11 protein-coding genes are annotated in these 16,926 nt (G+C 59.7%); 3 read left to right on the forward strand and 8 right to left on the reverse strand.

The annotated features are described in order from the left end of the window. Positions 1-115: 115 nt before the first annotated feature. The 7 genes from urtD to atzF form a co-directional block, all read right to left on the reverse strand. A complete protein-coding gene (gene urtD, locus B3520_RS13560) occupies positions 116-940 on the reverse strand; it encodes an urea ABC transporter ATP-binding protein UrtD (RefSeq protein ID WP_286804957.1) in 825 nt (274 codons plus the stop codon). Beyond that, positions 937-2,082, reverse strand: coding sequence for an urea ABC transporter permease subunit UrtC (gene urtC, locus B3520_RS13565; RefSeq protein ID WP_123639077.1), 1,146 nt, complete (start codon positions 2,080-2,082; stop codon positions 937-939). Before urtC ends, urtD begins: the two co-directional genes overlap by 4 nt. 34 nt (positions 2,083-2,116) lie before the next feature. Continuing rightward, a complete protein-coding gene (gene urtB, locus B3520_RS13570) occupies positions 2,117-3,739 on the reverse strand; it encodes an urea ABC transporter permease subunit UrtB (RefSeq protein WP_123639076.1) in 1,623 nt (540 codons plus the stop codon). A gap of 83 nt (positions 3,740-3,822) precedes the next feature. Then, positions 3,823-5,133, reverse strand: coding sequence for an urea ABC transporter substrate-binding protein (gene urtA, locus B3520_RS13575; protein ID WP_286804955.1), 1,311 nt, complete (start codon positions 5,131-5,133; stop codon positions 3,823-3,825). A gap of 98 nt (positions 5,134-5,231) precedes the next feature. Further along, entirely contained in the window at positions 5,232-5,933 is a 702-nt protein-coding gene (locus B3520_RS13580; RefSeq protein ID WP_286804953.1) for a GntR family transcriptional regulator, read from the reverse strand. A 217-nt stretch (positions 5,934-6,150) separates the two neighbouring features. After that, positions 6,151-9,789 carry an urea carboxylase gene (gene uca, locus B3520_RS13585; protein WP_286876272.1) on the reverse strand — a complete coding sequence of 1,213 codons (3,639 nt, stop codon included), beginning with the start codon at positions 9,787-9,789 and terminating at the stop codon, positions 6,151-6,153. A 74-nt stretch (positions 9,790-9,863) separates the two neighbouring features. Continuing rightward, positions 9,864-11,639 (reverse strand): allophanate hydrolase, encoded by a 1,776-nt coding sequence (gene atzF, locus B3520_RS13590; RefSeq protein ID WP_286876274.1) that lies wholly within the window; start codon positions 11,637-11,639, stop codon positions 9,864-9,866. Positions 11,640-11,958: 319 nt separating this feature from the next. Here atzF and B3520_RS13595 point away from each other — a divergent pair, with 319 nt between their 5' ends. The 3 genes from B3520_RS13595 to B3520_RS13605 are packed head-to-tail and all read left to right on the forward strand — an operon-like array spanning position 11,959 to position 16,084. Continuing rightward, positions 11,959-13,323 carry a deoxyguanosinetriphosphate triphosphohydrolase gene (locus tag B3520_RS13595; protein WP_286876276.1) on the forward strand — a complete coding sequence of 455 codons (1,365 nt, stop codon included), beginning with the start codon at positions 11,959-11,961 and terminating at the stop codon, positions 13,321-13,323. Beyond that, positions 13,324-14,247: a hypothetical protein gene (locus tag B3520_RS13600; protein ID WP_286806468.1), complete on the forward strand. Its 924-nt coding sequence runs from the start codon at positions 13,324-13,326 to the stop codon at positions 14,245-14,247. Positions 14,248-14,254: 7 nt separating this feature from the next. Further along, complete coding sequence (locus tag B3520_RS13605) at positions 14,255-16,084, forward strand: SLC13 family permease (protein WP_286876278.1); 1,830 nt, start codon at positions 14,255-14,257, stop codon at positions 16,082-16,084. Positions 16,085-16,125: 41 nt separating this feature from the next. Here the strand turns inward: B3520_RS13605 and B3520_RS13610 are convergent. After that, positions 16,126-16,926: NAD(P)-dependent alcohol dehydrogenase (locus tag B3520_RS13610; protein WP_286876280.1), on the reverse strand; the 801-nt coding region annotated here is incomplete at its 5' end.

Raw genomic sequence — 16,926 nt, forward strand, 5'->3', positions numbered from 1 at the left:
TACAGTCCAGGTCGTTGGTTGTTTTAGGGGGTATTTACGGCGGATGCGCTGGGCTCCGAATCGTCGGACCGATCCGCCCTACGCTACCTAGTGGCGGTATCCGCCGTTACCCACACTATTCACCCAAATACACTTCGATGACTTTTGGGTTGTTCTGCACCTGATCCATGGTGCCTTCGGCCAATACCGAGCCCTGGTGCAATACCGTGACCTGGCGGGCGATCGAGCGCACAAAGGCCATGTCGTGTTCCACCACGATCACCGAGTGATCGCCGGCGAGGGAGGTCAGCAGCTCGGCGGTGCGTTCGGTTTCCTCGCCGGTCAATCCGGCGACGGGCTCATCCACCAGCAACACCCGGGGGCTCTGCATCAGCAGCATGCCGATTTCCAGCCATTGTTTTTGACCGTGGGAGAGCAGACCGGCGGGGCGTTGAACCTCTGACAGTAAACCGATCTGGCGGACCACTGAATCAATCCGGTCCGTCTGCTCCGCCGAGAGTGATCGGGTCAAGGTGAACCAGACCCGCTTGTCGGCGGCGGTGGCGAGCTCCAGGTTTTCGTATACCGTCAACGCTTCGAAAATGGTCGGCTTCTGAAACTTCCGACCGATGCCGCCCCGGGCAATTTGATGCTCGGACAGGTTCAGCAGATCAATCTGTTGTCCAAAGTACACGCTGCCCTCATCGGGTCGGGTTTTACCGGTAATCACATCCATCATCGTCGTTTTTCCGGCGCCGTTGGGGCCGATGATGCAACGCAGCTCGCCATCGTCCACATACAGGTTCAGATTGTTCAGCGCCTTGAAGCCGTCAAAACTGACCGTCACGCCTTCAACGTACAGAATCGGGCCGTGACTGGTATCCAGGGGTTTACCAAAATTCGGATCCCGTTTGGGTAGCGCCCTCTGACTGAATTGATGGGCTTGCTTGATCAGGTTCATGGCGCCTCCTTGGGTTCGGTTGTTTGGTCGGCTCCGGTCTGGGGATCGGTCTTGTTGCCTTTGCGCTTGAGGCGATCAAACAGACCCACCAGGCCCTTGGGCAGAATCAAGGTGACAATCACAAACAGGGCACCGAGCACAAACAGCCAGCTCTCCGGTGACCAGGTGGTAAACAGGGTTTTGGCGTAGTTCACGGAGAAGGCACCGACAATGGCCCCGTAAAGCGTCCCGCGACCGCCGGTCGCCACCCAGACCACCAGCTCGATGGAGTTCAGGGGTGAGAATTCACCGGGATTGATGATGCCCACCTGGGGCACGTACAGGGCGCCCGCGATGCCGGCGAGCATGGCGGAAAACACAAACAGCCAGAGTTTGTAGGCTTCCACTTTATACCCGCAAAAACGGGTTCGACTTTCGGCGTCGCGAATGGAAACAATCACCCGCCCCATGCGAGAGGTGACGATATAGCGGCAAGCCAGGTAGCCGAGAATGAGCATAATGGCCGAGGCGATAAACAGGCTGTTGCGGGTGCCTTTGTCAGTGATGGAAAATCCCAGGATGTCCTTGAAGTCGGTCAGGCCGTTGTTACCCCCAAAGCCCATCTCGTTGCGGAAGAACGCCAGCATCAGCGCGTAGGTGAGCGCCTGGGTGATGATCGCAAAGTAGACCCCGGTCACCCGTGAACGAAACGCGAGCCAGCCAAACACCAGGGCCAGCAGGCCGGGCACCACCAGTACCATCAGCGCGGCGAACCAGAACATATCGAAACCGAGCCAGTACCAGGGCAGGCTGTCCCAGTTCAGAAATACCATGAAGTCCGGCAGGTCGGGATTGCCGTACTGGCCCCGATCACCAATCTGACGCATCAGGTACATGCCCATGGCGTAGCCGCCCAGGGCGAAAAAGGCACCGTGCCCGAGGGACAGGATGCCGGCGTAACCCCAGATCAGGTCCACCGACAGGGCCAGTAGTGCAAAGCACAGAAACTTGCCGATCAGGGTGACCAGGTAAGTCGAAACATGGAAGGGCGAACTCTCCGGCACCAGCATATTGCAGACCGGAACGATCACCGCCATCAGGGCTACCAGCCCCAATACCAGCATGCCGCCCCGATCACTGAGTAGTAAACGTTGTGTCAACATAAGTGTCTCTCGAAACCTTTCAGCAGGGCAGGGGTTATTCCGCTGCCCGTCCTTTTTGAGGGAACAGGCCTTTGGGGCGTTTCTGAATGAACAGAATCAGCATCACCAATACCAGCACTTTGGCCAGCACCGCGCCCGCCCAGGGCTCCATGAATTTGTTGAGTACGCCCAGCCCCATGGCGCCCACCAGGGTGCCCCAGAGGTTGCCTACACCACCGAACACCACCACCATGAATGAATCGATGATGTAGGCCTGGCCGAGGTTGGGGCCGACATTGGTCAGCTGCGACAGGGCGACACCGGCCACGCCCGCCACGCCCGAGCCGAGGCCGAAGGTCATGGCGTCGACCCAACTGGCGCGCACTCCCACCGCGCGCGCCATGGGGCGGTTCTGGGATACCGCTCGCACTTTGAGGCCCAGCGAGGTGCGTTTGAGAATGGCCATAAGCATGAAGAACACGATCAGGCCAAAGGCGAGAATGTACAGGCGGTTGTAGGTGAGCGAGAGCGCCGGGTTGATGACCATCGAGCCGCTCATCCAGTCAGGTAAGGTCACGCTACGGTTCAGCGGCGAAAAAATGGTGCGAGCCGCTTGTTGAAGAATCAGGCTGATACCGAAGGTGGCCAACAGGGTTTCCAGGGGGCGGCCGTACAGAAAGCGGATCACCCCTCGTTCAATGGCAATGCCCACCAGTCCGGCGACCAGGAAGGCCGCGGGGACGGCCATGGCCAGGCTCCAGGCAATCTGTCCCGGGAACAGCTGTTGAATCACCCAGGTGGTGTAGGCACCGATCATCATCAGCTCGCCATGGGCCATATTGATCACGCCCATTACCCCGAAAGTGATGGCCAGACCAATGGCGGCGAGTAACAGGACCGAGCCCAGGCTCAAGCCGAAGAAAATGCTTTCGACGAATTGGTAAAATTCGAGTTTGGTCTGGATAGAGGCCAGTGCTTCTCCGGCGGCTTCCTGCACGGCGGGCGCCGGGTCGTCATCGCGCAGACGGCGCAGTTCGTTGCGGGCTTCGCCCACCAGTGAGCCACGCAGCGATTGGATGGCGGACAGGCGAACTCGCTCGTTGTCGCTCTTGAGGTCGTAAAGAGAGAGGGCGGTTTCAATGGTTTCATTTACCAGGCGCGTCTCTTCGATATCGCTGCGAGCTTGCAATAGTTCGATGTTGTTTTCGTCGATGCCCTCTTTGATCATCCGTTGTACTGCTTCGTAGCGGGTCTGGGTATCTTCGGAATCGAGGTTCAGGCGCGCGAGTATGTTGCGAATCTGGGTGCGCATCCGCGTTGTGACGGGAATGCGTTTAGTATCGATCGCGGCGTCCAGGCTTGCTCCGGTGAGTGCGTTCTCCAGGCTGCCATCGGGCCGTTCAATCAGAATGCGGCTTTCGTCTTCGTCATCGCTGTACAGGTTCCCTTCCAGCAGGGCCGTCAGTACGATCGGAACTCTCGGGTGAGCGACTTGCGCCAGGGCGTCAATGGCGTCGTCCCGTTGCATCAGACTGGCCTGGGCGACCGCTCGAGTCTGTTCGGCCAGGGCGTTCTCCTCTTGAGCGAGCGCCGGCGTTGCAATGCACAGCAACAGTGGCAGTAAAAAATGCAGTAACCGTTGCCCAACGTGGGTCCTTGGTTGACCAGTGGTAATCATAACAGCGTGCTCTTATTGCCAGAATGGGTGCACCGCCCGGGCTGCGCCGGGCGGTGGTGCTTCTTGTGGCCTGTCGTTCTGGTTTATTCCGCGGCTGGCGCGGCGCCCAGGCACTGTTTGGTTTTGGTGTTGTAGTTGCCGCAGTTGACCGGGTCGGTCCAGTCGGCAATCAGGTCCTTGCTTCCTTCGAGGTAGTCGGACCAGGCATCACCGGGCACGAGGTCTTCGGTTTGCCATACGGTCAGGAACTGTCCGTTATCCTGAATCTCACCAATGTGAACCGGCTTTTCGATGTGATGGTTGGGCAGCATTTCACTGATGCCGCCGGTCAGGTTGGGTACCTTTACACCCACCATGGCATCGATCACAGCGTCGGTGTCGGTAGTACCCGCTTTCTCGACCGCTTTCACCCACATGTTGAAGCCGATGTAATGCGCCTCCATCGGGTCATTGGTGACGCGCTCTTCACTACCGATAAAGTCGTGCCATTTTTCAATGAACGCTTCGTTCTGATCGGTATCGACGCTCATGAAATAGTTCCACGCGGCCAGGTGGCCGACCAGAGGCTTGGTGTCGATACCGGACAGCTCCTCTTCGCCCACGGAGAAAGCGACCACCGGGATGTCTTCCGCCGATACCCCTTGGTTACCCAGTTCGCGATAGAACGGCACGTTGGCGTCCCCGTTGATGGTGGATACCACAGCCGTCGGTTTGCCCTGGCTGCCGAAGCGTTTGATGTCCGACACAATGTTCTGCCAATCGGAATGACCGAACGGGGTGTAGTTGATCATGATGTCTTCGTCGGAAACGCCATTGGCTTTCAGGTAGGCTTCCAGAATCTTGTTGGTGGTCCGGGGGTACACATAGTCGGTGCCGGCCAGTACCCAGCGTTTGATCCCTACTTCATTCATCAGGTAGTTCACGGCGGGAATTGCCTGTTGGTTGGGCGCCGCGCCAGTGTAGAACACATTGCGCGAAGACTCTTCACCCTCGTACTGCACCGGGTAGAAAAGAATACCGTTAAGCTCTTCAATCACCGGAAGAACCGATTTACGGGAAACCGATGTCCAGCAGCCGAAAATGGCATCGACTTCTTCCTGGGTGATCAGCTCGCGGGTTTTCTCCGCAAACAGTGGCCAGTCGGAGGCTGGGTCGACAACCACCGGCTCCAGCTGCTTACCAAGCAGGCCGCCCTTCTTGTTCTGTTCTTCGATCAGCATCAGCATGGTGTCTTTCAGCGTGGTTTCCGAAATGGCCATGGTGCCGGATAGGGAGTGAAGAACCCCCACCTTAATGGTGTCTTCTTCCTGGGCGTGGGCCGTGAGACCCGTCAGAGCCATACTGCAGGCGACCGCCAGGGTGCCAATGGGTTTGAGTAGTTGAGCTAGCTTCATGAGTCATTCTCCATTGATGTCGGTTTTACGGTGTATTGCTGGGTAAACATCCTGTTGTGGGTACAGTGGCGTACGTTCTCCTGAAATCGGGTTGTCGGTCAGGGGTTGGATGTCTTCGGTAACTGGTGCCCCTGACGGGCTTCGTGCAACATGTGCAGCGTGATCTTTCTGACTTCGGCCTGACTTTCCTCAATATGCGTTTTCAGCAGGCGTTGGGCTTCGTCCGAGCGGCGCTTGATGATGGTGCGCAGAATCTTTGCGTGTTCCTGATAGGTCGCCTCAATCCGTGGCCGCTGGGTGAAATCAATGCGCCGGATGATGCGCAGCCGTTCGGTAATGTTGTGGTGGACCCGGGCCATCTCTTCGTTGCCGCAAGCCTCCACCAGATGAACGTGAAAGCGTTCATCCATCAGGCTCACCGTGGGCCCGTCGTCCAGTCGGTCGCTGACCGGCACCAGCCAGAATTCCTTGAGTGCGTCCAGGTCCGGGGTTCCCTCCATCTCGCAGAGCTTTCGCACTGCGGCCTGTTCAAGCACGATCCGTAACTCGTACAGCTGATCGAACTTTTCAAAATCGAACGGCTTGACCTGCCAGCCCGCGCGAAACATCACATCGACAAAACCCTCTCTCTGCAGAAGCGTCAGGGCTTCACGCACGGGGGTTCGACTGGCGGACATGCGTTGGGCGATTTCGCTTTCGGTAAAGCGGTCTCCGGGCAGCAGCACGAAATCAAAAATTTCCTGCTTGAGGGCGCTGTAGACCCGCTCGGTCAAACTTGGGCGATCCGATTTTTGATTCACTGCTGTCCGCCTTGAATATGATCATGTATGCAAGATGGTATTCAGCAGGAACTGTGCCAAACTCGAAATCTGGTGGTGAAATCCGGTAAGTGACTGAGAAAACAACAGGTTTTATGGAGAATAAAAAAAGGAGCGCTCTAAGGCGCTCCCGGGTGTGCACTTAAATGATGCGTGCAATACGTCATTTGCCTCATGTTCGCCCCGAGGCTGACGGTGATCAGTCTTCGAGTACCATCAGAATGTCGCCCGCATTGACCGGCTTTCCGGGGGCACAGTGCACGGCACTGACGGTGGCTTTACGGTCGGCATAGATGGAAAACTCCATTTTCATGGCCTCCACAATCAGCAACGGCTGATCCGGCTCCACCGATTGCCCCGGCTCCACCAGGAGCTTCCAGATATTGCCGCTGATGTCGGCGGTCACGGCATGACCGTCCACATCGTTGGGGTCAATGGCGGGGCCGGCCTGCAGAGCGGCTTCCACCTGTTTTTCTTCATCGGCCTGCCAGAGCGCGACCTCTTCTGTAAACGCAGCCTGCTGTTTTTGCTGAAACGCGGCGATGCTCTCAGCGTTCTCTTCCAGAAAACGTTCATGCTCGGCAATATCGAACCAGGTCTCCTCTATGTCGATGCTCAGACGACCTTCGCGAAAGGCTTCGCGCTGCTCGGTGAGTTCGGCTTCGGTGACCGGGTAGTAGCGCACCTGATCAAAAAAACGCAGTAACCAGGGCTCACCATGGATAAATACCGGGCTTTTCAGAAACTTGTTCCAGATAGGTAGCGTCCGACCCACGAGCTGATAGCCGCCGGGAGAGTCCATACCGTAGATACACATGTAGACACCGCCGATACCGACCGTACCTTCGGCGGTGTAAGTGCGGGCCGGATTGTACTTGGACGTCAGCAGTCGGTGACGGGGATCAATGGGCACGGCGCAGGGGGCGCTAAGGTAAACGTCTCCCAGCCCCAGTACCAGGTAGCTGGCATTGAACAGAACCTCGCGCACCTGATCGATGGATTCCAGTCCGTTGATCCGGCGCATGAACTCGGTGTTGCTGGGCAGCCAGGGAGCGGTATCACGCACCGATTGCCGATATTTGGCTACCGCTTCGAGCGTTGCCGAATCTTCGAATGCCATCGGCAGGTGAATGATGCGACTGGGTACGCGCATCTGGTCCACGGGCGGCAGTGTCTCTTCGATGGATAGTAGCTGTGTGACCAGCTCGCGCTGGTGCAGAACCCGGCTGTCATAATTCACCTGTAAGGAGCGAACACCGGGTGACAGTTCAATAATGCCCTCAATGGGCTTTTCCTTGAGGGCCTCCATCATGGCGTGTACCCGCAACCGGAAGCGCAGGTCCATGACCAGTGGGCCGTACTCCATCAGGATGTATTTATCGCCTGCCTGACGGTAAACCACTTCGGGGCGCCCTTGGGCGGCCGGTAGGGCGGCAAGAATGCAGGGAGAGAGCGAGTGGTCCGGTACAGGAATAGTGAAATCACCCACCGGTTCAGGCTCGGACAGATCGGTGATCGCTTTATCCTGAGCCTTTTCCATGGCCAGCGCCTCATCAAAGCTCAACTGTTTGAAGCGAAGCTTGTCCCCGGGCTTCACCTGGCCGACTTTCCACAGCTCCGCCTTGGCAATGGTCACCGGGCAGACAAACCCGCCCAGGCTGGGACCGTCTTTGGTCAGAATGACCGGCATATCGCCGGTAAAGTTGATGGAGCCGACGGCGTATTCCGTGTCGTGAATGTTGGACGGGTGCAAGCCCGCTTCTCCGCCGTCACTGCGGGTCCAGCTCGGCTTGGGGCCATTGAGCCGGATGCCCAGGCGGTTGGAGTTGTAGTGCACTTCCCAGGCGGTGTTGAAGAACATCTCAATGGACTCTTCCTTGAAAAAGTCCGGGGCACCGTGGGGGCCATAAAGCACGCCGATGTGCCATTCGCGCGGACCCTCGTCGGATTCCTGGGCGTACTCTGGAATCAGTGCGGTGGGGCAGGGTTGGGGTGAATGGGTGGGCGCTGCCGTGGTGCAAGCGGGCAGCGCCGGGTCGCTCACCCGTAACATGTCCGTTGCGCGCAGAACGCGCCCGGCGTGGCCGCCAAACTGACCCAGTGCGAAGGTCGAGCGACTGCCCAGATATTCGGGCACATCAAAGCCGTTGCGCACCGCGAGGTAAGTCCGGCAGCCGTTGACGGCTTTGCCGACTTCCAATACCTGGCCGGCTTTTACTCCGACCGGCTGCCAGAACTCTATGGCTTCGCCGTCGAGCGTCGCCGGTGTGCGGCCACCGGTCAGGGCGATCACAGTATCGGTATGAAAGCGCAGGGTGGGGCCGACAATCGTAAACTCCAGTCCGGCGCTGTGCTCGTGGTTGCCCACAATGCGATTGGCCAGGCGGAAAGCGTAGTCGTCCATGGGCCCGGAAGGGGGCACGCCGATGCCCCAGTAGCCGACCCGACCGGGGTAATCCTGAATGCTGGTGTAGGTGCCTGGCTGCATGACCTCCACCACCGGCGGCTGGTACTCGAAGCTGGCCAGTTTGTTGGTGGCCACATCGCCTGAGGCAAAGAAGTCCGACGCCACGATCTGGCGCAGATAATCCAGGTTGGTGGCGATGCCGGCCATGCGGGTTTCGTCCAGTGCTGCCACCATGTTGGCGATGGCCTCGGCCCGGTCGTTACCGGTGACGATGATCTTGGCGATCATCGGGTCATAGTGGGGCGACACATCGGTGCCGGTGGATACCCAGGTGTCGATACGGGCGTTCTCGGGAAAGTGAACGTCGGTGAGGGTGCCGGGGGAGGGCTGAAAATCCCGTACTGCATCTTCGGCGTAGACGCGTACTTCAATGGCCGCGCCTTTGGGGTCGATTGCCTGGTTCAGGTCGGGGGCATCACCCGCGGCGGTGCGGATCATCCATTCGACCAGATCCACTCCGGTACAGGCTTCGGTGATCGGGTGTTCCACCTGCAGGCGGGTGTTCACTTCGAGGAAGTAGAAATCGTCCCGCACCGGATCGTAGATGTATTCCACGGTGCCGGCCGAGCGGTAATTCACCGCCTTGCCCAGACTCACCGAAGCGGCCATCAGTTTTTCCCGGGTAGCGGCGGGCAGACTCGGCGCGGGGGTTTCTTCCACCACCTTCTGGTTGCGACGCTGCAGTGAGCAGTCCCGCTCTCCAAGTGCGAGCACACTGCCTTTTCCGTCACCAAAAATCTGCACTTCCACATGACGCGCGTTGTCGACAAAGCGTTCCAGGAAAACGCCGCTGTCACTGAAGAAATTCTGGCCCTGGCGTTTCACACTGTCGAACGCCTCAATGAGTGCGGCCTCATTATCACAGCGGGTCAGGCCGATACCACCGCCACCGGCGGTGCTTTTGAGCATTATCGGATAACCGATGCGTTCGGCGGCGCTTTTCGCTTCGTCCAGGGAGTTGAGCAGGCCTGTGCCGGGAGTTAGTGGCACGCCGGCTTTTTCGGCAATTTCCCGGGAGGTGTGTTTCAGACCGAATTCGCGAATCTGCTGGGGCGTGGGACCACAGAAGGCAATGCCGGCGGCTTCGCACTGTTCGCAGAAGTCCGCGTTCTCTGACAGAAAGCCGTACCCCGGAATGATGGCCTGGGCACCGGTTTCTTTGGCGGCCGCCAGGATCTTGTCCACTTTGAGATAACTGTCGGCGGCACTCTCACCGCCCAGGGCGATGGCGACATCGGCCGCATCCACATGGGCACTGTTGCGGTCGGCATCAGAGTAGACGGCGACGGATTTGATGCCCATGGTTTTCAGAGTGCGGGCGATGCGAACCGCGATTTCCCCGCGGTTGGCGATCAGGACGGTGTGAAACATGTGTGTTCTCCGTGTATCAGCGTATGGGTTCGGGGCGGATAGGGCGTTGCTCGGATGGCGCGTTCAATGTGGCTTCAACTTCGGGACTCAATGAACGCGCGCCAGCCGCCCAGTTCGGTAATGTCCTGGGCGCCTTTCACGGCGGCGCCTTCGCAGATGAATCCCTTGACCTCGCGTCCGTCGTCGAGCGTCAGGGTTCCGATGCCCAAAGGTGCGGGTACCAGCGCCACAAAACTGCCGAACTGGTCGACCGGGATATCCCACAACTCAACAATGATGCTTGCGCCCTCATCGGCCCGGATCAGACCCGGTTTGGGCGGGATGGTGTCCGGTAGTGCGTACAGTCGATAGGTGGGTGCGGTATGGGTGCGTTCTACCAACCGGGCGTGACGCTCGGTGAGCTGATGATTCAGCGGCATACCGCTCAGGTGCGCGCCGACGACGGCCAGGCGAACGTGATCCTGCGGCGCTTTTGAAGGCGCGGTGGGAGCGGGTGATTGCAGGTCGGTTGCGCCCCGCTTCCAGGGCGCAATGGCTTCCCAGTGACGACCAAAATCCGTGAGGGCCCGGTCCTGCCAAGCGGGGGCAACAAGGGTGATTCCAAAGGGTAAACCGTCGGCGCGAATACCGGCGGGCAGGGCTAGCGCACTGCAGTTGGCCAGGTTCACAAAATTGGTCCAGGTGCCGAGCTGACTGTTCACGCCGACCGGGTCGGCCTCGACCTGAGCGATGGTGGGCAGGCGCGGTGCCGTGGGCACCAGTAGTGCATCGACCTCGGCCATGGCGGTCTGGATGGCACGCGCCAGATCGGCCCGGGCGTACTCCGCCCGATAGGCATCGGTGGCGGAGAAGTTCTGTGCCTGTTCAATGATGCCGCGCACCACCGGGTTCATTTCCTGGGCGTGCTCTGCCATGAATTCTGCGATGGCCGCATGGCGCTCGGCGACCCAGGGGCCGCCGTAGAGTAATTGCGCCAGCGTCTGCATGGGGGTGAAGTCCATGGGCACCAGCTCCACACCGTCCGCCTGCAGGGTTTTCAGGCTGGCCTCCCAGGCGCGTTGGGCTTCGGAATCACCAAACCAGTCGTGTCGATCGGGTACGCCAAAGCGGGGTCGGTTTGACCAGTAGCGGGCCGAGTGCGGCGGCTGGCGCGAATAACCATCGGCGGGATCGAATCCTTCCAGTACCGAGGCCACCGTATCGGCATCATCCACCGTCAACGCAAACACCGACACGCAGTCGAGGCTTTTACAGGCGGGCACCACGCCCTGAATACTGAATCGGCCCTTGGTGGGTTTCAGCCCGACAATGTTGTTGAACCCGGCGGGTACGCGCCCGGAGCCGGCGGTATCGGTGCCGAGACTGAAGGGCACCAGGCCACGCGCGACGGCCACGGCCGAGCCCGAGCTGGAACCGCCGGACACATAGTCGGGATTGAAACTGTTGGGTACGGCCCCGTAGGGCGAACGGGTGCCCACCAGTCCGGTGGCGAACTGGTCCAGGTTGGTTTTGGCCAGAACAATGGCACCCGCCGCTTTGAGTCGGGCCACGGTGGTGGCGTCCCGCTCGGCGGTGTACGAATAGGCGGGACAGGCGGCCGTGGTGGGTAAACCGGCCACGTCGATATTGTCTTTGACCACAAAGGGTATGCCGAACAGGGGCTGTTCGCTGGGGGAGGTCAGGGTGGCGATCTGGGCGTTCAGTTCGGTTTGCGAAACAATATGAATCCAGGCGGGGTCATCGGCCGAGAGTGTATCGCGCAGCTCGCCAAGGGTGGTTTTGGGGTCCAGTTGCGCTTTGCCATAGGCGTGCTGCCATTCGCTCAACGTCCAGCCGGTGGGTAACGTCATCGGGGTTCCTCATCGTTAATCGCCAATCTTGTATGCAAGATGGTATTCAGCAGAAACTGTGCCAGCGTTTGACCGGCGTTTAGCTCGGCCCCTAAACCGCTTTAGAATCAGTGGCTTAATGACGGTTGGGTGCTGCCGGAGCCGAGGGTGGTGCACCGGTGGAAGCGCGTTGGGTGCGCCCTGGTTGGGCAGCTTGGAGGATGGCTGGGCAATGCTGGTGCATCGCTCGGCCTGTCGGACGGGGCGGTTTGGTTTGTGCCGCGCCAGACACATGGGGTACATTGCGGAAGAATCGGGCCAAGGGTACAGAGGACCTGCTATGGCAATGAATTGGGAGCAACTGTTGTGTGCCGAGCGGCTCGGGCAGCGCCCGGCCAAAAGCGAAGAAGGGCGTTCACCCTTTTATTCGGATCACGACAAAATCGTTTTCTCCGGGGCGTTTCGGCGGCTCGCTCGCAAAACCCAGGTGCATCCGCTGGCGGCCAATGACCATGTGCACAATCGCCTGACGCACAGTCTGGAGGTGGCTTGTGTCGGGCGCACGCTGGGCATGCGTGTGGGCAATGCCCTGCAGGCCCGGGGGGAATTGCCGGGACCGTTACTCCCCACCGACATCGGCGATATCGTCCAATCGAGTTGTCTTGCCCACGATATCGGTAACCCGCCGTTCGGCCACACCGGCGAAGAGGCCATTCGAAACTGGTTTCAAAAAGAAGGGCGCGTGTACCTGGAGGGGTTGACCGAAGCCGAGCGAGATGATGTTCGACTGTTTGAGGGCAATGCTCAGAGTCTGCGAGTGCTGACCACGCTGGAGTACTACCAATACGAAGAAGGCATGCGCCTGACCTACGCGACCCTGGGCGCTTCCATCAAATACCCCTGGACGGCGACGCCCAGCGTCCAGAACCAACGCCCCAAAAATAACAAGTACGGAATCTTCCAGACTGAACTGGACTACTTTCACGAAATCGCTCAGCGCACCGGTCTGTTGCCGATCGGCGAGCACTGGTATTGCCGGCACCCCTTGGTGTACCTGATGGAGGCAGCGGACGACTTCTGTTACGGCATTTTGGACCTGGAGGATGGCCTGGAGATGGGCATTCTCAGTTGGCCGGAAATCTATGACATTCTGCGCCGGGTGATTCCTCCAGTGCAGATTCCCGAACTGGAACGCAATCTCAATAAGGTGGATGACGGACGCAAGCCGGCGATCTTGCGCGGCAAGGTGATTGAAGCCCTGATTGACTCCGGTACCGACGCCTTCATGGAGCATCGTGCAGATTTTCTGGCCGGGACTGTGAAGGGTGATCTGATTTCGCTGTGCGATGACAATGTCCGTACCGCCGTGCAGGCCGCCAAGGATCTGGCCAAGCAGCGCATTTTCAACCACGCCAAACGGGTCGAGCTGGAAATCGGTGCCTACAACACCATCGGCACCCTGCTGAGCACCCTGTGCGGGGCCGTTGATGCCCTACTGGGTGATCCGGATCAGGTCACCTACAAAGACAATCGGGTGCTGGCACTGATGGGCGACAACAACTTTCACCCCTCGGTGTTCGCCCAGGAAGGGCGTTATAAATACCAGGCCCTGATGGCCGTGATCGACTACATCAGTGGCATGACCGACAACTATGCCACCAACCTGGCCAAGCAATTCAATGGCATGGGCGAGGTCCGCTACTGAATGCAGCGCCTGAAGGAGCATCGCGACTGGCTGTTGATTCCCGTACTGATTGCCAGCCCGCTGTTTTTTATCGGCGGGCCGGACTGGCTCTCCGCGCCCGTCATTCGGGAAGCTTGGGAGCAGGGGCACTGGGTGTTCTTCGCCTGCCTGATGTTCTGGTGGCAGGGGCGTTGGCCGCTGCGGGCGCCCCATCAATGGCTGGCACTCACGTTGGTGGTCGTGGTGCTGAGCGCTCTGATCGAGGGCCTGCAGACTCTGGTGGATCGGCAGGCGAGTGGGAAGGATATTCTCCTGAACGTGGTCGGTACCTGGATGGGCCTTTTCTGGGGCCAGCCGGCGACCCGCTGGGTCTGGTCCGGTCGGGTTATCGCCACTGTGTTGGTGCTCTGGCAATTGCAGTCGGTGCTGGTGCTTGGCCTGGCCGAGTACCGGCAGCATCGCCAGTTTCCGGTTCTCGGTGATTTTGAATCCCGCTGGGATGTGCCTTTCTGGGAGGGCGATGTACAGCGTGTCCGCCAACCCGTGGCCCAGGGGGAGTACAGTCTGGCGGTGCGACTGATCAGTACCGACAAGAACCCCTACGCGGGCACGCATCTTAGCCGGCTGGTGGATGATTGGCGCGGTTATCAGGCGCTAAGCCTGTCCATTTTCAACCCCGGCGATGACACGCTGCGCATGACCCTGCGGATCAATGACGCCACCCATGATCGCAATGAAGGACTGTTTTCGGATCGGTACAACGGCCGGCTGGAGGTCGCTCCCGGCTGGAACCACTACCGCATTCCGCTGGAGGACATTGCCTCGGCGCCAGAAACCCGCAGGATGAATCTGGCCCGGATGATCCGTCTGCTACTCTTTACCTCAGGGGTGACCGAGCCCCGCTGGATCTATCTCGATAACCTGCGCCTGGAGCCCACGGAGTAGCGTCTCAATGACCCTGGATCAAACGCTGATTCTCTCAATCCTGGCCGCCAGTATTGGCCTGTTCCTGTGGGGACGCTGGCGGCATGACATGGTGGCTCTGGCGGCCTTGCTGGCCTGTGTGTTCACCGGGTTGATTCCGGGGCAGGACGCGTTTGCCGGCTTTGGCCACGGTGCGGTGATTACGGTTGCCTGTGTACTGGTTCTGAGCCGTGGATTGCAGTCCACCGGTGCGATAGATGTACTTGCCCAAAAGCTCTTGCCCAAAAATGCGGGCCTGGCCATTGGCGCCGCCATGCTGACAGCCCTGGGCGCGTTTCTGTCGGCCTTTATGAATAATGTCGGGGCGCTCGCGCTATTGATGCCGGTAGCGATTCAACTGGCCCGCAAGCAGGAGGTCCCCCCTGGCGTGGTACTGATGCCGCTGGCGTTCGGCACCATATTGGGGGGGATGACCACCCTGATCGGGACACCTCCCAACCTGATTGTGTCCGGCTTCCGCGCTGATCTCAGTGGTGAGCCGTTTCGCATGTTCGATTACAGCCCGGTCGGGGCCCTGGTCGCACTGACCGGTGTTGCGTTTATCACCGTCATCGGCTGGCGGCTTGTGCCCCGGCGCGAGCCGGCGGGGGTCGAAAGTTTTGAGACCGGCCATTACCTCACCGAAGTGCGGGTCACTGAGAAGAACAAGGTGGTCGGTAAACCGCTGCGCGAGGCCGAGGCGCTGCTCGATAATGATGAAGCACAGATCGTCGGGCTGGTGCGCAATGACCTGAGAGTCCAGGCGCCCAATCCGGCCCGCGTGCTGCGGGCCGGGGATATCCTGGTTCTCGAGGCGGAGCCTGAGGCGCTGTCAGCGGTGCTCTCCAGTCTGGGCCTGGCGCTGGAAGAGGACGTTGAGACCGAATCAGACGATGAGACGGAGCAAGCCTCAGCGCCGACGTCCGACGACGAAGAGAGTGAGAAAGAGTCGGGGGACGACAGTGGCAGTGCTCTCCAGGAATGGGCCGCATTGCCCGGTTCAACGTTGCTCGGGCGCAGTGCCAGCGACATCCGGCTGCGGACCCGCTTTGGTATCAACCTGTTGGCCGTTTCCCGTCAGGGCAAGCGCTCGGTCAAGCGCCTGCGCTCCATTCGGGTCAGGGCCGGGGACGTGTTGTTGCTGCAGGGCTCAAGCGATGCGATCAGTGCCTTTGGCAGGGAATTTGGTTGTATTCCGTTGGCCGAGCGCTCCATTGGTGTTCCCGATAAAGGCAAGGCCGCCCTGGGGGTGAGCATCATGGGGCTGGCCATTCTGGCCGCGGCCATTGGCTGGGTGCCCGCGGCGGTGGCCTTTGCCGCCGGGGTGCTTGGCTTTATGGTCAGCGGTGTTCTGCCGATGCGTTCGATGTACGAGGCTATCGACTGGCCGGTGATCGTGTTGCTGGCCGCCATGATTCCGGTTGCCGGGGTCATGGCCTCGACCGGCGCGGCGGATTTACTGGCACAAATCCTGTTGGAAAATGTCGCCGGCGGCAATGCCATCGTGGCGGTGGTGCTGTTGATGGTCATCACCATGACCCTGTCCGATTTCATGAACAATGCGGCTACAGCGGCGGTCATGTGCCAGATCGCTATCAGCAGTGCCGCCGTGCTCAGCGTCAACCCCGATACCCTGCTGATGGCAGTGGCAATCGGTGCCTCCTGCTCCTTTCTGACCCCCATCGGCCACCAGAACAACACCCTGATTCTCGGGCCGGGTGGTTTCCGCTTCGGGGATTATTGGCGGCTGGGCCTCCCCATGGAAATCATTGTGGTACTGGTGGGCACGCCGCTGCTGCTCTGGGTATGGCCACTGTGATGACCCTCAAGCCATAAGTCCATACCCGGAGCGTTGGTGCATCAGCCCTTCAGGCTTTTCATGTCGATCACAAACCGGTACTTCACATCGCCTTTTTTCATGCGTTCATAGGCGGTGTTGATGTCCTGAATGTTGATCATTTCCACATCGCAGGTGATGTTGTGCTCGGCGCAGAAATCCAGCACCTCCTGGGTTTCCGGGATACCGCCGATGATTGAGCCGGCCAGGGTCCGGCGTTTGCCGATCAGGGCGCCGGTGTGGATGCTCGGCTCGATGGTGTCGATCTGCCCCACCAGCACGTGGGTGCCATCCACGCCCAGGCAGTTAAGATAGGGTGTCAGGTCGTGCTGCACCGGAATGGTGTCCAGAAGAAAGTCATACTGCCCTTCAGCCGCCGCCATCTGTTGCTCGTCCGTGGATACCACCACATGGTCGGCCCCCTGTTGTTTGGCCTCGCCGACCTTGCTCTCGGAGCGGGTGAAAATGGTCACTTCGGCGCCCAGCGCTTTGGCAAATTTGACGCCCATATGCCCCAGGCCTCCCATGCCGAGCACGCCCACTTTGTCTCCGGCCTTGACACCAAAGTGCTTCAGAGGCGAGTAAGTGGTAATGCCCGCGCACAGAATCGGGGCGGCTGCGGCGGGGTCCAGCGCTTCCGGCAGGCGCAGCACAAAGCGGTCACTGACCACCACGTGGTCTGAGTAGCCTCCGTAGGTCACGCTGCCATCGTGTCGGTCTTTACCGTTGTAAGTGCCCACCATGCCTTCCTGACAGTATTGCTCCAGACCCGCGTTGCAGGCGGTGCACGTGCGGCAGGAATCCACCATGCAGCCGACACCCAC

Origin of the sequence: Marinimicrobium sp. UBA4509 (assembly GCF_002388575.1) — a bacterium.
Taxonomy (GTDB): domain Bacteria; phylum Pseudomonadota; class Gammaproteobacteria; order Pseudomonadales; family Cellvibrionaceae; genus Marinimicrobium; species Marinimicrobium koreense.